The sequence below is a fragment of the Vannielia litorea genome, from assembly GCF_019801175.1.
Lineage (GTDB): Bacteria > Pseudomonadota > Alphaproteobacteria > Rhodobacterales > Rhodobacteraceae > Vannielia > Vannielia litorea_B.
Genome location: NZ_JAHVJR010000001.1, coordinates 339,040 through 352,797, shown reverse-complemented (window position 1 = coordinate 352,797; position 13,758 = coordinate 339,040). Strand labels below are relative to the sequence as shown.

Here is a 13,758-nt window from a genome sequence, read left to right as displayed (position 1 = left end):
CCGAACGCGCTAGCCTCTCCCTTAACCGAGAGGAGACCCACATGCCCCAGCCCCCCGCCGCCGATCTTGGCACGACCGCCCCCGACTTCACCCTGCCCGGCACCGATGGAAAGGCCTGGAGCCTTGCGGATGTGGCGGGCGAAAAGGGCATGCTGCTGATCTTCATGTGCAACCACTGCCCATACGTGAAGGGCATCATCGACAGGCTGATCGTGGATGCGCAGACCTTGCAGACCGCGGGCATCGGCGTGGCCGCGATCTGCGCTAATGACTCGACGAGCCACCCGGCCGACAGCCTCGAGAACATGAAGGCTTGGGCCGAGGAAAAGGCCTTTCCCTTCCCCTATCTCCACGACGAGAGCCAGGAGGTGGCCCGCGCCTATGATGCCGTCTGCACGCCCGATTTCTTCGGCTACAACGCAGCCGGCGAGCTGCAATATCGCGGGCGGCTCGACGCATTCGGCAAGAACGACGCACCCGCCGATGCGCCGCGCGAGTTGGTCGAGGCAATGATGCAGGTCGCCGCCACCGGGCGCGGCCCGGACGAGCAGGTGCCCTCGATGGGTTGCTCGATCAAATGGAAGGCCGCCTGAAGATCACAAGCGCCGCGCTTGCGGCGCGCCAACGGCAGCGAGGGGCCAGCCCCTCGCGCTCCCCGGAATATTTTCAGCAAGAAAATGAACAGGTTGTGCGTTTTTTTCGCATTGCCTGAAACTTGCCCCGCCGGTCCTCCGTGTCTTCTGATGCAGGCCGGGCGCGAAGCGCCTTGCTGGGGGCGCGACCCCGGTTTGCAGTAAGAGTGTGAAGGGTAGAGGCGCTCGCGGTCGGCAAGGACCGCGGGCGTCTCGCTATTGTGGAAAGAGGCTGTTACGGTCGCGCCCATGGCTACGTCCGAAGAGATCGAAGGTATGATTGCGCGCTGCGCTCTGGGCGACCGGGCAGCCTTTGCCGCGCTGTATCAGGCCACCTCGTCGAAACTTTTTGGCATCTGCCTCCGTATCCTCAGGGAGCGCTCCGAAGCGGAAGACGCCTTGCAAGAGGTTTACCTCCGCGTCTGGCGCAAGGCCGAGAGCTATGTGGCCGGCGGTCCCTCGCCGATGGCATGGCTGTCGACCGTCACGCGGAACCTCGCGATCGACCGGTTGCGGGCCAAGGCGCCCCCGGCGGACGAGCTGGAGGACGCGCCCGAGCTGGTGGCCAAGGGGCCCACGCCCGAGCAATCGGCGGTGGCCGCAGGTGAGGCCGCGCGGATCGGGGCCTGCCTGGGCGAGTTGGAGCCCGACCGGGCGGGGGCCGTGCGCGGCGCCTACCTGGAGGGCGCGAGTTACACCGAGCTGGCAGGCCACTACGGCGTGCCGCTCAACACGATGAGAACCTGGCTGCGCCGCAGCCTGATAAAACTGAAAGAATGCCTCGAGCGATGACCGAGCAGGCCACATATGACGAAGACGACATCGCCCTCGCGGGCGAGTACGTTCTGCGTCTGCTCTCCGCCGAGGAGGTGGCCGGGTTCGAGGCCCGTCTGGCTGCCGAGCCGGGGCTGCCCCTTTTGGTGACCGAATGGCAGGAGGGGCTCTCCAGCCTCGCCGACGAGGTCGAGGAGACCCCGCCCGCCGCGCTCTGGCGCCGGATCGAGGCCGCCGCTCATGGAGCCGATCAGGCCGCCGGGCAGAGGCGTGGCCTGCCGCTCTGGGGGTGGCTCACCGGGGGCCTCGCCGCCGCGCTTGTTGCCGTGGCCGTGTTCTTTGCCATCGACCCGAGCCCCGCCGTCGCGCCCACCCATCAGGCGCGCATTGCGGCGGAGGATGGCTCGCTCACCGTGCTGGCCGCGCTCAGCCCCGAGGGCGAGTTGCATGTGATCCGCGAGTCCGGTGGCCCGCGCCCAGGCCGGGCGCTGGAGCTCTGGCTCATTGCCGATGGTGCCCCTGCGCCGGTGTCGCTCGGGGTCTTCCCCGAGGCTGACGACTTCCGCGTGCCGCTCCCCGAGGCCCTGCGCGCGGGCTTTACCGGCGGCACGCTGGCGATCTCCGACGAGCCGCCCGGCGGTTCGCCCACCGGCGCACCGACAGGCGACGTTCTGGCCGCCGCCCCGGTGCAGACGCTTTAAGGCGTCAGCGAATATATCGCGCAAAATCAGCCGCTTGAGAGATTATCACGGCTTCGTGTGAAACCAATCTCCAAGTCGCTCCGTAACTCCCTACAGAACCCCGCCACAACGGTCGGGGAGAATGACTGACCGGGAGAAACCCCAATGACTTTCGCCAAAACCCTAGCCACCACCGCCGCTGCCGCACTCGTTGCCGGCACCGCTTTTGCCGCCAACCCCGAAGTGGGCGGCGCCGCGATGTACGAGGACAAGAACATCGTCGAGAACGCGGTGAACTCCGCCGACCACACCACGCTCGTCGCCGCCGTTCAGGCTGCTGGTCTGGTTGAGACTCTCTCGGGTGAAGGCCCCTTCACCGTCTTCGCGCCGACCAACGCCGCCTTCGAGGCCCTGCCCGATGGCACCGTGGAGACCCTGCTGATGCCCGAGAACAAGGACCAGCTGACCAAGATCCTCACCTGCCACGTTGTGGCCGCTGATGCGATGTCGGCTGCGATCGGCCAGATGATCATGGACGATGATGGTGCGCACCCGATCCAGACCGTGGGTGGCTGCGTGTTCACCGCCAAGATGATGGGCAATGACATCGTGATCGAAGACGAGAACGGTGGCATGGCCAAGGTGACCATCGCCGACGTGAAGCAATCCAATGGTGTGATCCACGTGGTCGACGCCGTGCTTCTGCCGAAGATGTAAGACCTCCCATCCTGGCCGGGTGCTCCCTAGCCCCGGCCAGGCCCCGGCACCTCTCTGCCCCGCAGCGGAGGGGTGACACCCCACCCAATTCACCCGCCGTCCGATTGGAGCCTCCGATGAACCGCCGCGATTTTCTTTCAGCCGCCACAGCCGCGATCCCCGTGGCCATGGTGCTCAGCCCCCGGCTCTTCGCCGCCACCGAGGGCGACTTCGAGGTGACCCGGACCAAGGCCGAGTGGCAGGCCATGTTGAGCGAGACGGAATACGCCGTCATGCGCGAAGAGGCGACCGAACGTGCCGGCACCTCGCCGCTGAACGACGAAAAGCGCGCTGGCACCTACGCCTGCAAAGGCTGCGATCTGCCGCTCTATTCCTCCGAAACGAAGTATGACAGCGGCACCGGCTGGCCCTCGTTCTGGCAGTCACTCCCGGACGCCATCGGCACCAAGGAAGACCGCAAGCTCTTCTCTGTGCGCACCGAGTGTCACTGCCGCCGCTGCGGCTCGCACCTCGGCCATATCTTCGATGATGGGCCCGCTCCCACTGGCAAGCGCCATTGCCTCAACGGGGTGAGCCTCACCTTCCTGCCGGCTTGATCCCCCCGCGGCCCGGCCCCTCCGTCCGGGCCGCCCTGCCCGCCCCGCGTCATCCCTCGCAGGGGCGGGCAGATTATTTTTCGGGAGAGCTTATCGGCCCTATCGGGTGGCCTCTGGTAGGCTGGTAAACCCGCCCACCACCACTTTCAAAACCCGCGCAGCTCCGTGAACGCCTCCAGCGGCTCGCGCGCCGTGCGCACCAAATTCGCAGGATGCGCCGGATCGGCCCGGCCCAGCGCGATCCCGCAGACCACCAGTTCATCCTCCGGCAGCCCCAGCGCCTCGTGGGCCACATCGCCGTAATGGGCGATTGCGCCCAGCCCGCACGTGGCCAGCCCGCGCGATTCTGCCGAGGCCAGCAGCGCCATGATCGCCATGCCGAGATCCATAAAGCAGCCTTTACCCATGTCGCGCCGGATGGTCACGATCATCCCCACCGGCGCATCGAAGAAGCGATAATTGCGGTCAAACTGCCGCCGCCGCCCGTCGAGGTCGCGCTTCTCGATGCCCAGCGCCTCATAAAGCGCGTAGCCCGCCGCCCGCTGGCGGGCCTTCAGCTCGGGCGGCATCTTCTTGGGAAAGTAGGAGTATTCGGCAACCTGAGGGCGCCCGTCGGCGATGGCCTCGGCCAGCGCGGCGGAGAGCGCCTTCAACGGGGCGCGGGTGAGGGCGATGAACCGCCCGGGTTGCAGGTTGGCACCGGAAGGGGCGCGGCGGGCGTCCGTCAGGATCGCCTCCACCGTGCTGCGTTCCACCGGGTCGGGCAGGAAGCCGCGCACCGAACGGCGCTGCGCCAGCGCCTCGCTGACCGTCAACGCGCCGTTGCGGCCCCCGTCCACCGGCTCAGCCCCTGCTGGGCAGGGCGCCGGGCCGGGCCTTGGCCAGCGCCTGGGTTACCAGCGCGGCCAGCACGGCCTTGATCAGGTCGCCGGGGATGAAGGGCAGCGCCGCCACGGTCACCGCCTCTCCAAGGCCCGCCGGTTTGGCCAGCATGTACCACGCCAGCGCGAAGACATAGAGCGCGACGATCCCGCCAAAGACCGAGCCTGCCGCCGCGCCCGCCGCCACCGGCAGCGCCCGCATCCGCTCCATCACGAGGCCGGTCACGAAGGCGGCAATCGGGAAGCCCACGAAGAACCCGGCCCAAGGGGTCATCAGCACGCCAAGGCCACCCCGGCCACCCGCCAGCAGGGGCAGGCCGAGCAGGGTCAGCAGGCAAAACAGCGCCGCCGCCGCCGCGCCGCGCCATGCGCCCAGCACGGTGCCGCACAGCATGATCCCCAGCGTCTGCGCGGTGATCGGAATGCCCGAGGCCAGCGTCAGCTTGGGCACCAGCCCCAGCACCGCGATCAGCGCCGCGAAAAGCGCAATCATCACCACGTCCCGTTCCGAAACCTTGCTCATTTCCGTGCCCCTTCGCTCAATCCGCCGCGCGCCCTTAGCGCTTCGGCCACATGGTCCGCATCGTCCAGCGCAAGCCCCGCCAGCGGCGCGGCGATGCGCCATCCGGCGCGGCGTCGCGGGCTGCGGGCGCGATAGCTTTCGGCCAGCGCCGCGCCTTTCTCGCTCAGCACCGGGATAAACCGGATCACCAGCGAAATGGCAAGCTCCAGAGGCCGGGTGTTCAGCCCGATCCAGCGCAGCGGCGCGGTCAGCCAGTGCAGCACCGCCAACATGTCGGCAAGGCGTGTCGTCATCGTGACAAGGTTGGCCAGCGCGACCGCCGAAAGGAGCCGCAACACAATCACCGCGCCCTCGGCCAGCGTTCCGGTCGCCACATGCCAAGCCGCGATGAGCGCCGCGAAGAGCGCCACCGGGCGCAGCGCAGCGAGCCCCGCCCGCGCGAAGCGCGCGCCCGGCAGGGCATAGAGCGCAGCGACAAGCCCCAGTGCCACCAGTTGCCCCGCGAGCGACGCGACCATGAACAGCCCCGTGCCCGACACGCAGAGCAGCGCCAGTTTCAGCCCCGCGGGCCAGCGATGGAATACGGTCTCAACCGGCGAGTTCATTGAGATCATCGCCCTCGCCTTCCATCGCGGCGCGAAACCGCACCAGAACCTCGCCCGCAGGCCCGTCCGCCGCCACCTCGCCCGCCTCCAGCCAGATCACCCGGTCGAAGCCCTCCAGCGCCGCCGGGTCGTGGCTGATCATCACCACCCGCTGCGGCAGGGCGGCGAGCCGGGCGTGCAGCGCCCGCGTGGTCGGAATGTCCAGCCCCGCGAAAGGCTCATCGAGGATCAGCCATTCCGGCGCCATCGCCAGCACGGAAACGAGGCAGAGCAGGTGGCGCTGGCCGCCGCTCAGGGTGCCGACCGGCCTGTCCCACCAATGCTCCTTGCCGATCTCCGCCAGCGCGGCGCGGGCCGCTGCCTCTGCATCTTGCCGGCCCTGCTGCACGAGGCCAAAGCTCACCTCCTCGCCGCAGGTCGGAAAGATGATCTGGTGATCGGGGTTCTGAAACAGGATGCCCACGCGGGCGAGTGCGGCCTTGCGGTCGGCGAAGAGGTCGTCGCCCCCCACCGCCACCGCCCCGCCTGTCGGCGCGATCAGCCCTGCCAGGAGCCGCGCGAGGGTGCTCTTGCCCGAGCCGTTGCGCCCGACCACGCCGATCCGGCGCTCGTCCAGCGTCAGCGTCAGCGGGCAGAGAATCTCCCGCCCGTTCACACCGTAAGCTGCCTTCTCCAGCCGGATTTCGCTCATCCCGTCACGCTCCGTTTTGCCCGCCCTAGCCCGAAATGGCCCGCATTGTAAGGCCCGGCCCGTTGCGCGACCGGGCATTTCCCGACCAAAACAATCAGAATTGACTTACCCAAGTAATTCACTCAGAATTAACCCGACTCCCAGCCATCCCGCCCAAGGGCCAGCCCGGACACGTCAGACAACCGGAGACCCAAGCACAGGTGGACCCATGAGAAACGCGCAACTGAGTGACCCGTATTCATCCCTCCTCCAGAGCTTCTTCTGCCGCCACTACGGCGCAGGCGAAGCCCGGCTTTTTCGCCGGATCGTCGGGGAGGCCCGGGCATGAACGCGCATGTCACCGCCCCCGCCGGAACCGCCCTGCCCCTGCACGATGCCCGCGCCCTGACCAAGGGCGGCATCCAGGCCATGATCGAGCTCGACGGGCAGACCTACTTCCTGCGCATTACCCGCGCCGGCAAGCTGATCCTGACCAAATGAAGCACGCGGCCTTTCCCGCCTCGGGGCCTGCGCCCCGCGCGCCCCGCGGGGCTGCCCCCGTGGGCCGCACCGCGGAATTGGCGCCTGCCGAGCTGGCCGCCGTGACCTTCCTGCGCATGGCCCTCACCGGGCGCGATGCGCAGGTGGCCGAGGATTTCGCGCTGCTGCTCGGCGCGCAGGACGGGGCCGAGGCCCATGCCGCCTTTGCACGTCTGGCCCGCGCGCTGGCCGAGCGCCCGCGTGCCTTCTGCCATCATGCGCCCGGCTGCGCCTGTTATGGCGGCGATGAAAGCGCGTTTGCCCATCTGCTCTCTGCATCCGCGGCAGGCGACGAGGAGGCCGCGATGGGCTTTGCCCTGCACCTCTTCTCCGGGCGCCCGCCGCTCGGGCTGCTGGGGGCCGCTGCCCGCGCCGGGCTCGCGCTCAACCACATGGCCGAGATGCTATCCGCACCCCGGGCATTGCACTGAAACCAACTGAACGACCAAAGCCAACAGGACAGTAAAGATCAATGACTTCCAAGCTCAAAGCCACGCTCCTCGCCACGGCCATCGCCGCGCCGCTTCCCGCGCTCGCAGGCCCTGCAGAGGTGCTCGCCAACTACGCTGACATCGCCCAAGCCGGGTATGAGGACAGCCTGGCAACCGCGCAGACGCTCCAGTCTGCCGTCGACGCGCTCATCGCCTCGCCCTCCGATGTCACGCTGGAAGCCGCCAAGCACGCATGGCTCGCCGCCCGCGTGCCCTACCAGCAGACCGAGGTCTTCCGCTTCGGCAACGCGGTGGTCGACGACTGGGAAGGCAAGGTCAACGCATGGCCGCTCGACGAGGGGCTGATCGACTATGTCGACGGCGGCGGCGCGACCGACGAGAACCCGCTGGGCGGGCTCAACGTGGTGGCCAACCCCACGCTGACCATCTCCGGCGAGGAGATCGACGCCACCGAGATCACCCCCGCGCTGCTCTCGGGCACCCTGCACGAGGCCGACGAGATCGAGGCCAACGTGGCCACCGGCTACCACGCCATCGAATTCCTGCTCTGGGGCCAGGACCTGAACGGCACCGAGAACGGCGCTGGCAACCGGCCCTTCACTGATTACGCCTCGGGTGACGCCTGCACTGGCGGCAACTGCGACCGCCGCGCTGCCTACCTCAAGGCCGCGACCGACCTGCTGGTGACCGACCTCGAAGAGATCGTTGCAGCCTGGTCCGAAGGCGGCGAAGGCCACACCGCCGTGACCAGCGACGAGACCGCAGGCCTCACCGCCATCCTCACCGGCATGGGTTCGCTCTCCTACGGCGAACAGGCCGGTGAGCGGATGAAGCTCGGCGTCATGCTGCACGATCCCGAGGAGGAGCATGACTGCTTCTCCGACAACACCCACAACTCGCATTACTACGACGGTCTGGGCATCCAGAACGTTTACCTGGGTGAGTATCAGCGGGTCGACGGGTCGGTTGTTTCGGGCGAAAGCCTGGCCTCCCTCGTGGCCGCAGCCGATCCGTCGCTCGATGCCGAGCTGACCGCCGCGCTGGCCCACACCATGCGCGAGCTGGGTCAGATCAAAACCGCTGCCGAAGCCGGCTATTCCTACGACCAGATGCTGGCCGCCGGGAATGCGGAAGGCGAAGCGCTGGTGATGGGCGCGGTCGATGCGCTCGTGGCCCAGACCCGCTCCATCGAGCGGGCAGTCACCGCACTCGGCCTCGACGGTATCGAGGTTGAAGGCTCCGACAGCCTCGACCAGCCCGACGCCGTCTTCCAGTAAACCGCGCTCGGGTGGGTGCGCCAAATCCGCTCACCCGAAACACTGATGAATACCGGGGGCGCCGCAACGCGCCCCCGCTGACACCTCAAAACAGCCAGCCCCGGGCCTGCCGAAATGATCGTCTGCCACTGCCAAAGCATCAACGACCGCGACATCCACGCCGCCATCGACTGGATGCGTGCCGCCGACCCCGAAACCATCATCACCCCCGGTAAGATCTACCACGCCCTCGGCAAACGCGCCGACTGCGGCGGATGTATGCCCCTGTTTCTCTCCACGATGCGTGCTAATACCAATCTGGAGGTTCCGCCCGAGTTGCGCGGCCTCGGAACGCATCGCAGGAGAGGAAAGAGCGCATGAAAGGCGACGCAAAGGTCATCGAATACCTGAACGCAGCACTCCGGTCCGAGCTTACGGCCGTCAACCAGTACTGGTTGCACTACCGGATGCAGGACGACATGGGCCTGAAAGGTCTGGCCGACAAGTCGCGCGAGGAAAGCATCGAAGAGATGCATCACGCCGACAAGCTGATCACCCGCATCCTCTTTCTCGAGGGTCACCCCAACCTGCAAAAGCTCGATCCGCTGCGCATTGGCGAGACCCCCAAGGAGATGCTTGAAGCCGATCTGGCTGCCGAGCACGAGGCGCGGACGCTCTACAAGGAGGCTCGCGACCATTGCGAGGAGGTCGGCGACTACGTCTCCAAGAACCTCTTCGAGGAGCTGATGGCCGATGAAGAGGGCCACATCGACTTCCTCGAAACCCAGCTCGACCTGCACGACCGCGTCGGCGAGCAGAACTACGCCCAGATCAACGCCTCCACCGCTGCGGACGCCGAGTAGCACTGCGAATAAATCCGGGGTCTCGCGCGTAACCCCGGCATGAACCCGTCACCCACCCGGCTCAGGGTGGGTGAGACCCACCAATCGAACGCGCCGACCATGCCAATGCCCCTCCGCCTCTCCACACTCTTCGCCCTGCTGGCCACATCGGCCGCAGCCCAGACCCTCACCGACGATCACCTGCCCGTGGTCCCGCGGACCGAGGACGAAGCGGCCCGCATTGCCGCTGTCACCGCGCCCACCACCAGCTTCACCGCCCCCGAAGCCTTCGAGCAAAACCCCGGCGGCGCGGCCACTGTCCGGCGGCGCGACAACGCCGATGCCTTCTCCCAGCCCTCCGGCAACATCGATTTCGCCCGCGAGCTCGATTTCAAGCTGGGCAACGGCCTGTTCCGCAAGCTCTGGGTCTCCGCCCCCTCCTCTACGCTGGCCTCAGACGGCCTCGGCCCGCTCTACAACGCCCGCTCCTGCCAGCGCTGCCATCTGAAAGACGGGCGCGGCCACCCGCCAGAGACCGGCGAGAACGATGGCACCACCATGTTCCTGCGCGTCTCCATCCCCGGCGGCCCGGAGGACGGGATCGAAGAAATCCGCGAATACATCGCCACCCTTCCCGAGCCCACCTACGGCGGTCAGATGCAGGACCACTCCCTGCCCGGGATCCCCGCCGAGTACCGCCTCGGCATCACCTACGAAGAAATCCCGGTCGAACTTTCGGGCGGCGAAACCGCCTCGCTCCGCGCGCCCACCTACGCGGCCGAAAACCTCGGCTGGGGGCCGCTCCACCCTGACGCCATGCTCTCGCCCCGCGTCGCCCCCCAGATGATCGGCCTCGGGCTGATCGAGGCGATCCCGGCGGCGGACATCCTCGCCCACGCCGACGAAGGCGACGCCGACGGCGACGGCATCTCCGGCCGCGCCAACATCGTCTGGTCGCTGGAGCATGACCAACCCATGCTCGGGCGCTTCGGCCTCAAGGCCGGCATGCCCACCATCCGCGAGCAATCCGCCGCCGCCTTCGCCGGTGACATCGGCATCAGCTCGCCCCTGCACCCCAACGGCGCGGGCGATTGCGCCCTTGCCCAAGCCGCCTGCCAGCAAGCGCCCCACGGCGATCAGGATGCGCGCGGCTTCGAGATCGCGGCTGACGGGCTCGACCTCGTCACCTTCTATTCCCGCAACCTCGCCGTCCCCGCCCGCGCGGGGGTGGATGACCCGCAGGTGTTGCGCGGCAAAGAGGTGTTCTACGAAACCGGCTGCACCTCCTGCCACACGCCCAAGTTCGTCACCCACCGGCTGCAGGACCAGCCCGAGCAGAGCTTCCAGCTCATCTGGCCCTATTCCGACTTCCTGCTGCACGACATGGGTGAGGGGCTGGCCGATCACCGCCCCGAGGCGCGGGCGACGGGCCGCGAATGGCGCACTGCGCCGCTCTGGGGCATCGGCCTGACCGAACAGGTCAGCGGCCACACCCAGTTACTGCACGATGGCCGCGCCCGCAATCTGCTGGAGGCGATCCTCTGGCACGGCGGCGAAGCGCAGGCCCAGCGCGATGCCGTCACCCAGATGCCGCCTGAAGACCGCGCCGCCCTGCTGCGCTACCTCGAAAGCCTCTGACGCCTTGCTCCCGGCGCGCCGCAGGCGTAGGCCGGGCGGTGTCCCGCCGCTCGTGAAAGGACCGCCCATGCGCCTTCTGCTCGCCGCCATCGCCCTCCTCGCCACCCCGCTCCACGCCGGTGTGCCCGAAGCGATCGAAGGCCACATCCTGCCGCGCCACGCCGCCTTTGCCGAGGCCGCCACCGCGCTCGATGCCGCCGCGCGGGCCGATTGCACCGCCGAGGCGCTGAAACCGGCCTATAACGCCGCCTTCGACGCATGGATCGGCGTCCAGCACCTCGCCCTCGGCCCCCTGCAAGAGATCGGCGGCCCCATCGCGCTGCAATTCTGGCCCGACACCAAGGGCTTCACCGCCCGCCAACTCGGCATGCTGCTGAAAGCCGAAGCGCCCAAGGCCGTCACACCGGAAGGTTTCGCCCAACAATCCGTTGCCGTGCAGGGCTTCATGGCGCTGGAACGGATGCTCTACGACGAAGCCTTCTCGGGCTACGCCGCCGAGAGCTACGCCTGCGCCCTCACCCGCGCCATCGCCCACGACATCGCCGCCAAGGCCGCAACGCTCAACGCCGACTGGCCCGCCGCCGCCCAATCCCTGCGCACCGCCGGAGAGCCGGGTAACGCCACCTACCTCGCCCCCGCCGAAGCCACACAGGCGCTCTTCACCGCGCTCATCACCGGCATCGAATACAATGACGACGCCCGCCTCGCCCGCCCGCTTGGCAGCTTCGAGCGGCCCCGCCCCACCCTCGCCGAGGCTTGGCGCTCTGGCCGCAGCCAGCGCAACCTCGCGCTCTCGCTGGCGGCGCTGGAGGAGTTTGCCGCCCTGCTGGCTGATGGCGAGGCGTCCGAAACGCAAAAGCTCTTCAACGATACCGAGGCCTGGCTCGATAGCCTTGATGAGCCCGCCTTCGCTGGGGTCGCCGAGCCGACCACCCGCATGGGGATCGAAAGCCTCACCTCCTACCTCGCCCTGCTGAAGGAAACCGCCGCTGCCGAGATCGGCGCGCATCTGAACGTGGGCCAAGGCTTCAACGCGCTCGATGGCGACTGAGCGATGATCCCCCGCCGCGCCTTCCTCGCCTCCCTCGCAGCAGCCGCCGCCGCGCCGCGCGCCTCATGGGCCGATGCCGGGGCGCCCGCGTACCTCGCCGCCGCCCGCGACGCTTCCGGCGCCTTTGCCCTTTGCGGCCTCTCCGCCGGTGGGGCGCTGCGCTTCCGCCTGCCACTGCCCGACCGGGGCCACGCGGCGGCGGCTCACCCGTCACGCCCCGAAGCCGTCGGTTTCGCCCGCCGCCCGGGCCGCTTTGCGCTGGTGATCGACTGCGCCACAGGCCGCCAGACCGCCCGGCTCGACGCGCCGGAGGGCCGCCACTTCTATGGTCACGGGGCGTTTCTGGAGGGCGGCGCGGTGCTGGCCACCTCCGAGAACGACTATGCCACCGGCGCGGGGGTGATCGGCCTCTGGGCGCCCGAAGAGGGCTACGCGCGCATCGGCGAGGTGCCCTCCGGCGGGATCGGCCCGCATGAAATTCTGACCCTGCCGGACGACCGCAGCCTGCTGGTTGCCAACGGCGGGCTGCGCACCGGGCCGGGCAGCCGCGAGGTGCTGAACCTCGACACCATGCGCCCCAACCTCGCCGTGGTCTCGCCCGACCGAGGGGTGCTGGAGGTCTCCGAACTGCCCGAGCCGCTCTGGCCCAATTCCATCCGCCACCTCGCCCTGCGCCCGGACGGGCTGGCAGGCTTCGCCATGCAGTGGCAGCGCGATGTCGCCGAGCCGGTGCCACTGCTCGGCCTCTGGCAGGTGGGCGAGCCGCTCCGGCTCTGCGAGGCCCCGCCCGCCCGCGCGCTGGCGATGCAGGGCTATGCCGGCTCTGTCGCCTTTTCCGGTGATGGGCAGGCCGTGGCCATCACCTCGCCCCGCGGCGGCGAGGTGCAGATCTTCGACGCCGAAACCGCCACCCTGCGCGCCCATTGGCGCCGCGCCGACATCTGCGGCCTTGCCCCGCGCGGCGCGGGGTTCTTTGCCTCCGACGGCATGGGCGGGCTCTTTGCGCTGGAGGCCGATGGCACCGCCACGCCGCTGGCCCGGCATGAGGCAAGCTGGGACAATCACCTCGTGCCGGTGCGCGCGGTGTAACGCTCGTGGGGGGCACCCCCCACACCGCGCCTTTCAGTGGTGGGGCCAGCCCCCCACACCCCCCGGAGATATTTGGAGCAAGAAAATGAATAGGGCGGGGGAAGCTTTACAGAACAAAGAGCGAACATTATTCTGAGGGCATGTCCCGCGATCCGTTCTCCCATATGCCCCACCGGCCGCGCCGCCCCTGCGTGGTAGCCGGGGAGTTTGCGCTGGCCACCGGGCGGGTGCATGAGTTTTGCGGCCCGGCGCGGCAGGCACTGGCGCTGGCGGTGGCGGGGCGGCTCGCGGGGCCGGTGATCTGGATCATCCCGGATTGGCAGGGCGAGGCGCTCTGCGGGCCGGGCGTGAACCGCTGGATCGACCCGGCGCGGCTGCTCATCGTCCGGGCGGGCCGGGAGGCCGAGGGGCTCTGGTGCATGGAAGAGGCGCTGCGGGCGGGCGCGGCGCCGCTGGTGGTGGCCGAGATGGAGGCGCCGCCGGGCATGGTGCCGGTGCGACGGCTGCATCTGGCCGCCGGAACCCCCGAGGGCACCGCGCCGCTGGGGCTGATCCTGACCCCCGGCACGGGCGGTGCGCCGGGGATCGAGAGCCGCTGGCAGGCCGCCCCCGCCCATGCCGCGGGCCTCAACCGCTGGGAGCTGCACCGCCTGCGCGCCCGCATGGCCCCGCCCGCCGCATGGCACCTCACCCAACCCGCGCCCCGCGCCGAACTGGTGCTCTCTCCCCTTGCCGCGCTGGAGGCAACGGCGTAGGGCGGGAGGGGGCCAACCGCCCCGCTCTCACCCGGCCCGCCGAAAACGACACCCCTC

The 13,758-nt window shown here is 68.9% G+C and carries 18 protein-coding genes; 14 read left to right on the top strand and 4 right to left on the bottom strand.

Going from position 1 to position 13,758, the window contains the following annotated elements; translation table 11 throughout:
• Positions 1-41: 41 nt before the first annotated feature.
• The 5 genes from KUV38_RS01785 (at position 42) to msrB (ending at position 3,399) form a co-directional block, all read left to right on the top strand.
• Positions 42-593, top strand: a complete 552-nt coding sequence (locus KUV38_RS01785) for a thioredoxin family protein (RefSeq protein WP_222468410.1) — start codon at positions 42-44, stop codon at positions 591-593.
• A gap of 288 nt (positions 594-881) precedes the next feature.
• Positions 882-1,424 (top strand): sigma-70 family RNA polymerase sigma factor, encoded by a 543-nt coding sequence (locus KUV38_RS01780; RefSeq protein WP_222468409.1) that lies wholly within the window; start codon positions 882-884, stop codon positions 1,422-1,424.
• Positions 1,421-2,107, top strand: coding sequence for an anti-sigma factor domain-containing protein (locus KUV38_RS01775; protein ID WP_222468408.1), 687 nt, complete (start codon positions 1,421-1,423; stop codon positions 2,105-2,107). Before KUV38_RS01780 ends, KUV38_RS01775 begins: the two co-directional genes overlap by 4 nt.
• A gap of 144 nt (positions 2,108-2,251) precedes the next feature.
• Positions 2,252-2,803 carry a fasciclin domain-containing protein gene (locus tag KUV38_RS01770; RefSeq protein ID WP_222468407.1) on the top strand — a complete coding sequence of 184 codons (552 nt, stop codon included), beginning with the start codon at positions 2,252-2,254 and terminating at the stop codon, positions 2,801-2,803.
• Positions 2,804-2,919: 116 nt separating this feature from the next.
• On the top strand, positions 2,920-3,399 hold the full coding sequence (gene msrB / locus KUV38_RS01765) for a peptide-methionine (R)-S-oxide reductase MsrB (protein ID WP_222468406.1): 480 nt from the start codon (positions 2,920-2,922) through the stop codon (positions 3,397-3,399).
• 146 nt (positions 3,400-3,545) lie between these two features.
• Here msrB and KUV38_RS01760 read toward each other — a convergent pair whose 3' ends face one another.
• The 4 genes from KUV38_RS01760 to KUV38_RS01745 are packed head-to-tail and all read right to left on the bottom strand — an operon-like array spanning position 3,546 to position 6,099.
• Complete coding sequence (locus KUV38_RS01760) at positions 3,546-4,238, bottom strand: nitroreductase (RefSeq protein WP_315898581.1); 693 nt, start codon at positions 4,236-4,238, stop codon at positions 3,546-3,548.
• 4 nt (positions 4,239-4,242) lie between these two features.
• Positions 4,243-4,803 carry a biotin transporter BioY gene (locus KUV38_RS01755; protein WP_222468405.1) on the bottom strand — a complete coding sequence of 187 codons (561 nt, stop codon included), beginning with the start codon at positions 4,801-4,803 and terminating at the stop codon, positions 4,243-4,245.
• The gene (locus tag KUV38_RS01750; protein WP_222468404.1) at positions 4,800-5,417 is read right to left on the bottom strand and encodes an energy-coupling factor transporter transmembrane component T family protein; all 618 of its coding nucleotides are present in this window, start codon (positions 5,415-5,417) and stop codon (positions 4,800-4,802) included. Before KUV38_RS01750 ends, KUV38_RS01755 begins: the two co-directional genes overlap by 4 nt.
• Positions 5,392-6,099 (bottom strand): energy-coupling factor ABC transporter ATP-binding protein, encoded by a 708-nt coding sequence (locus tag KUV38_RS01745; RefSeq protein ID WP_222468403.1) that lies wholly within the window; start codon positions 6,097-6,099, stop codon positions 5,392-5,394. The genes KUV38_RS01750 and KUV38_RS01745 overlap by 26 nt, the downstream gene beginning before the upstream one ends.
• A gap of 324 nt (positions 6,100-6,423) precedes the next feature.
• On the opposite strand from KUV38_RS01745, the gene hemP reads away from it, so the two are divergent.
• From hemP to KUV38_RS01700, 9 genes are all read left to right on the top strand, one after another.
• Positions 6,424-6,579: a hemin uptake protein HemP gene (hemP, locus tag KUV38_RS01740; protein WP_222468402.1), complete on the top strand. Its 156-nt coding sequence runs from the start codon at positions 6,424-6,426 to the stop codon at positions 6,577-6,579.
• 59 nt (positions 6,580-6,638) lie between these two features.
• Positions 6,639-7,049 carry a hypothetical protein gene (locus KUV38_RS01735; RefSeq protein WP_222468401.1) on the top strand — a complete coding sequence of 137 codons (411 nt, stop codon included), beginning with the start codon at positions 6,639-6,641 and terminating at the stop codon, positions 7,047-7,049.
• A gap of 41 nt (positions 7,050-7,090) precedes the next feature.
• Positions 7,091-8,347 carry an imelysin family protein gene (locus KUV38_RS01730; RefSeq protein WP_222468400.1) on the top strand — a complete coding sequence of 419 codons (1,257 nt, stop codon included), beginning with the start codon at positions 7,091-7,093 and terminating at the stop codon, positions 8,345-8,347.
• A 114-nt stretch (positions 8,348-8,461) separates the two neighbouring features.
• Positions 8,462-8,707 (top strand): bacterioferritin-associated ferredoxin, encoded by a 246-nt coding sequence (locus KUV38_RS01725; protein WP_222468399.1) that lies wholly within the window; start codon positions 8,462-8,464, stop codon positions 8,705-8,707.
• The gene (bfr, locus tag KUV38_RS01720) at positions 8,704-9,189 is read left to right on the top strand and encodes a bacterioferritin (RefSeq protein WP_222468398.1); all 486 of its coding nucleotides are present in this window, start codon (positions 8,704-8,706) and stop codon (positions 9,187-9,189) included. The genes KUV38_RS01725 and bfr overlap by 4 nt, the downstream gene beginning before the upstream one ends.
• A gap of 105 nt (positions 9,190-9,294) precedes the next feature.
• On the top strand, positions 9,295-10,806 hold the full coding sequence (locus tag KUV38_RS01715; protein ID WP_222470919.1) for a di-heme oxidoredictase family protein: 1,512 nt from the start codon (positions 9,295-9,297) through the stop codon (positions 10,804-10,806).
• 67 nt (positions 10,807-10,873) lie between these two features.
• Entirely contained in the window at positions 10,874-11,857 is a 984-nt protein-coding gene (locus KUV38_RS01710; protein ID WP_222468397.1) for an imelysin family protein, read from the top strand.
• Between the two features lie 3 nt (positions 11,858-11,860).
• Positions 11,861-12,946 (top strand): DUF1513 domain-containing protein, encoded by a 1,086-nt coding sequence (locus KUV38_RS01705; protein WP_222468396.1) that lies wholly within the window; start codon positions 11,861-11,863, stop codon positions 12,944-12,946.
• Between the two features lie 140 nt (positions 12,947-13,086).
• Complete coding sequence (locus KUV38_RS01700) at positions 13,087-13,701, top strand: ImuA family protein (protein ID WP_261385118.1); 615 nt, start codon at positions 13,087-13,089, stop codon at positions 13,699-13,701.
• Positions 13,702-13,758: the final 57 nt, after the last annotated feature.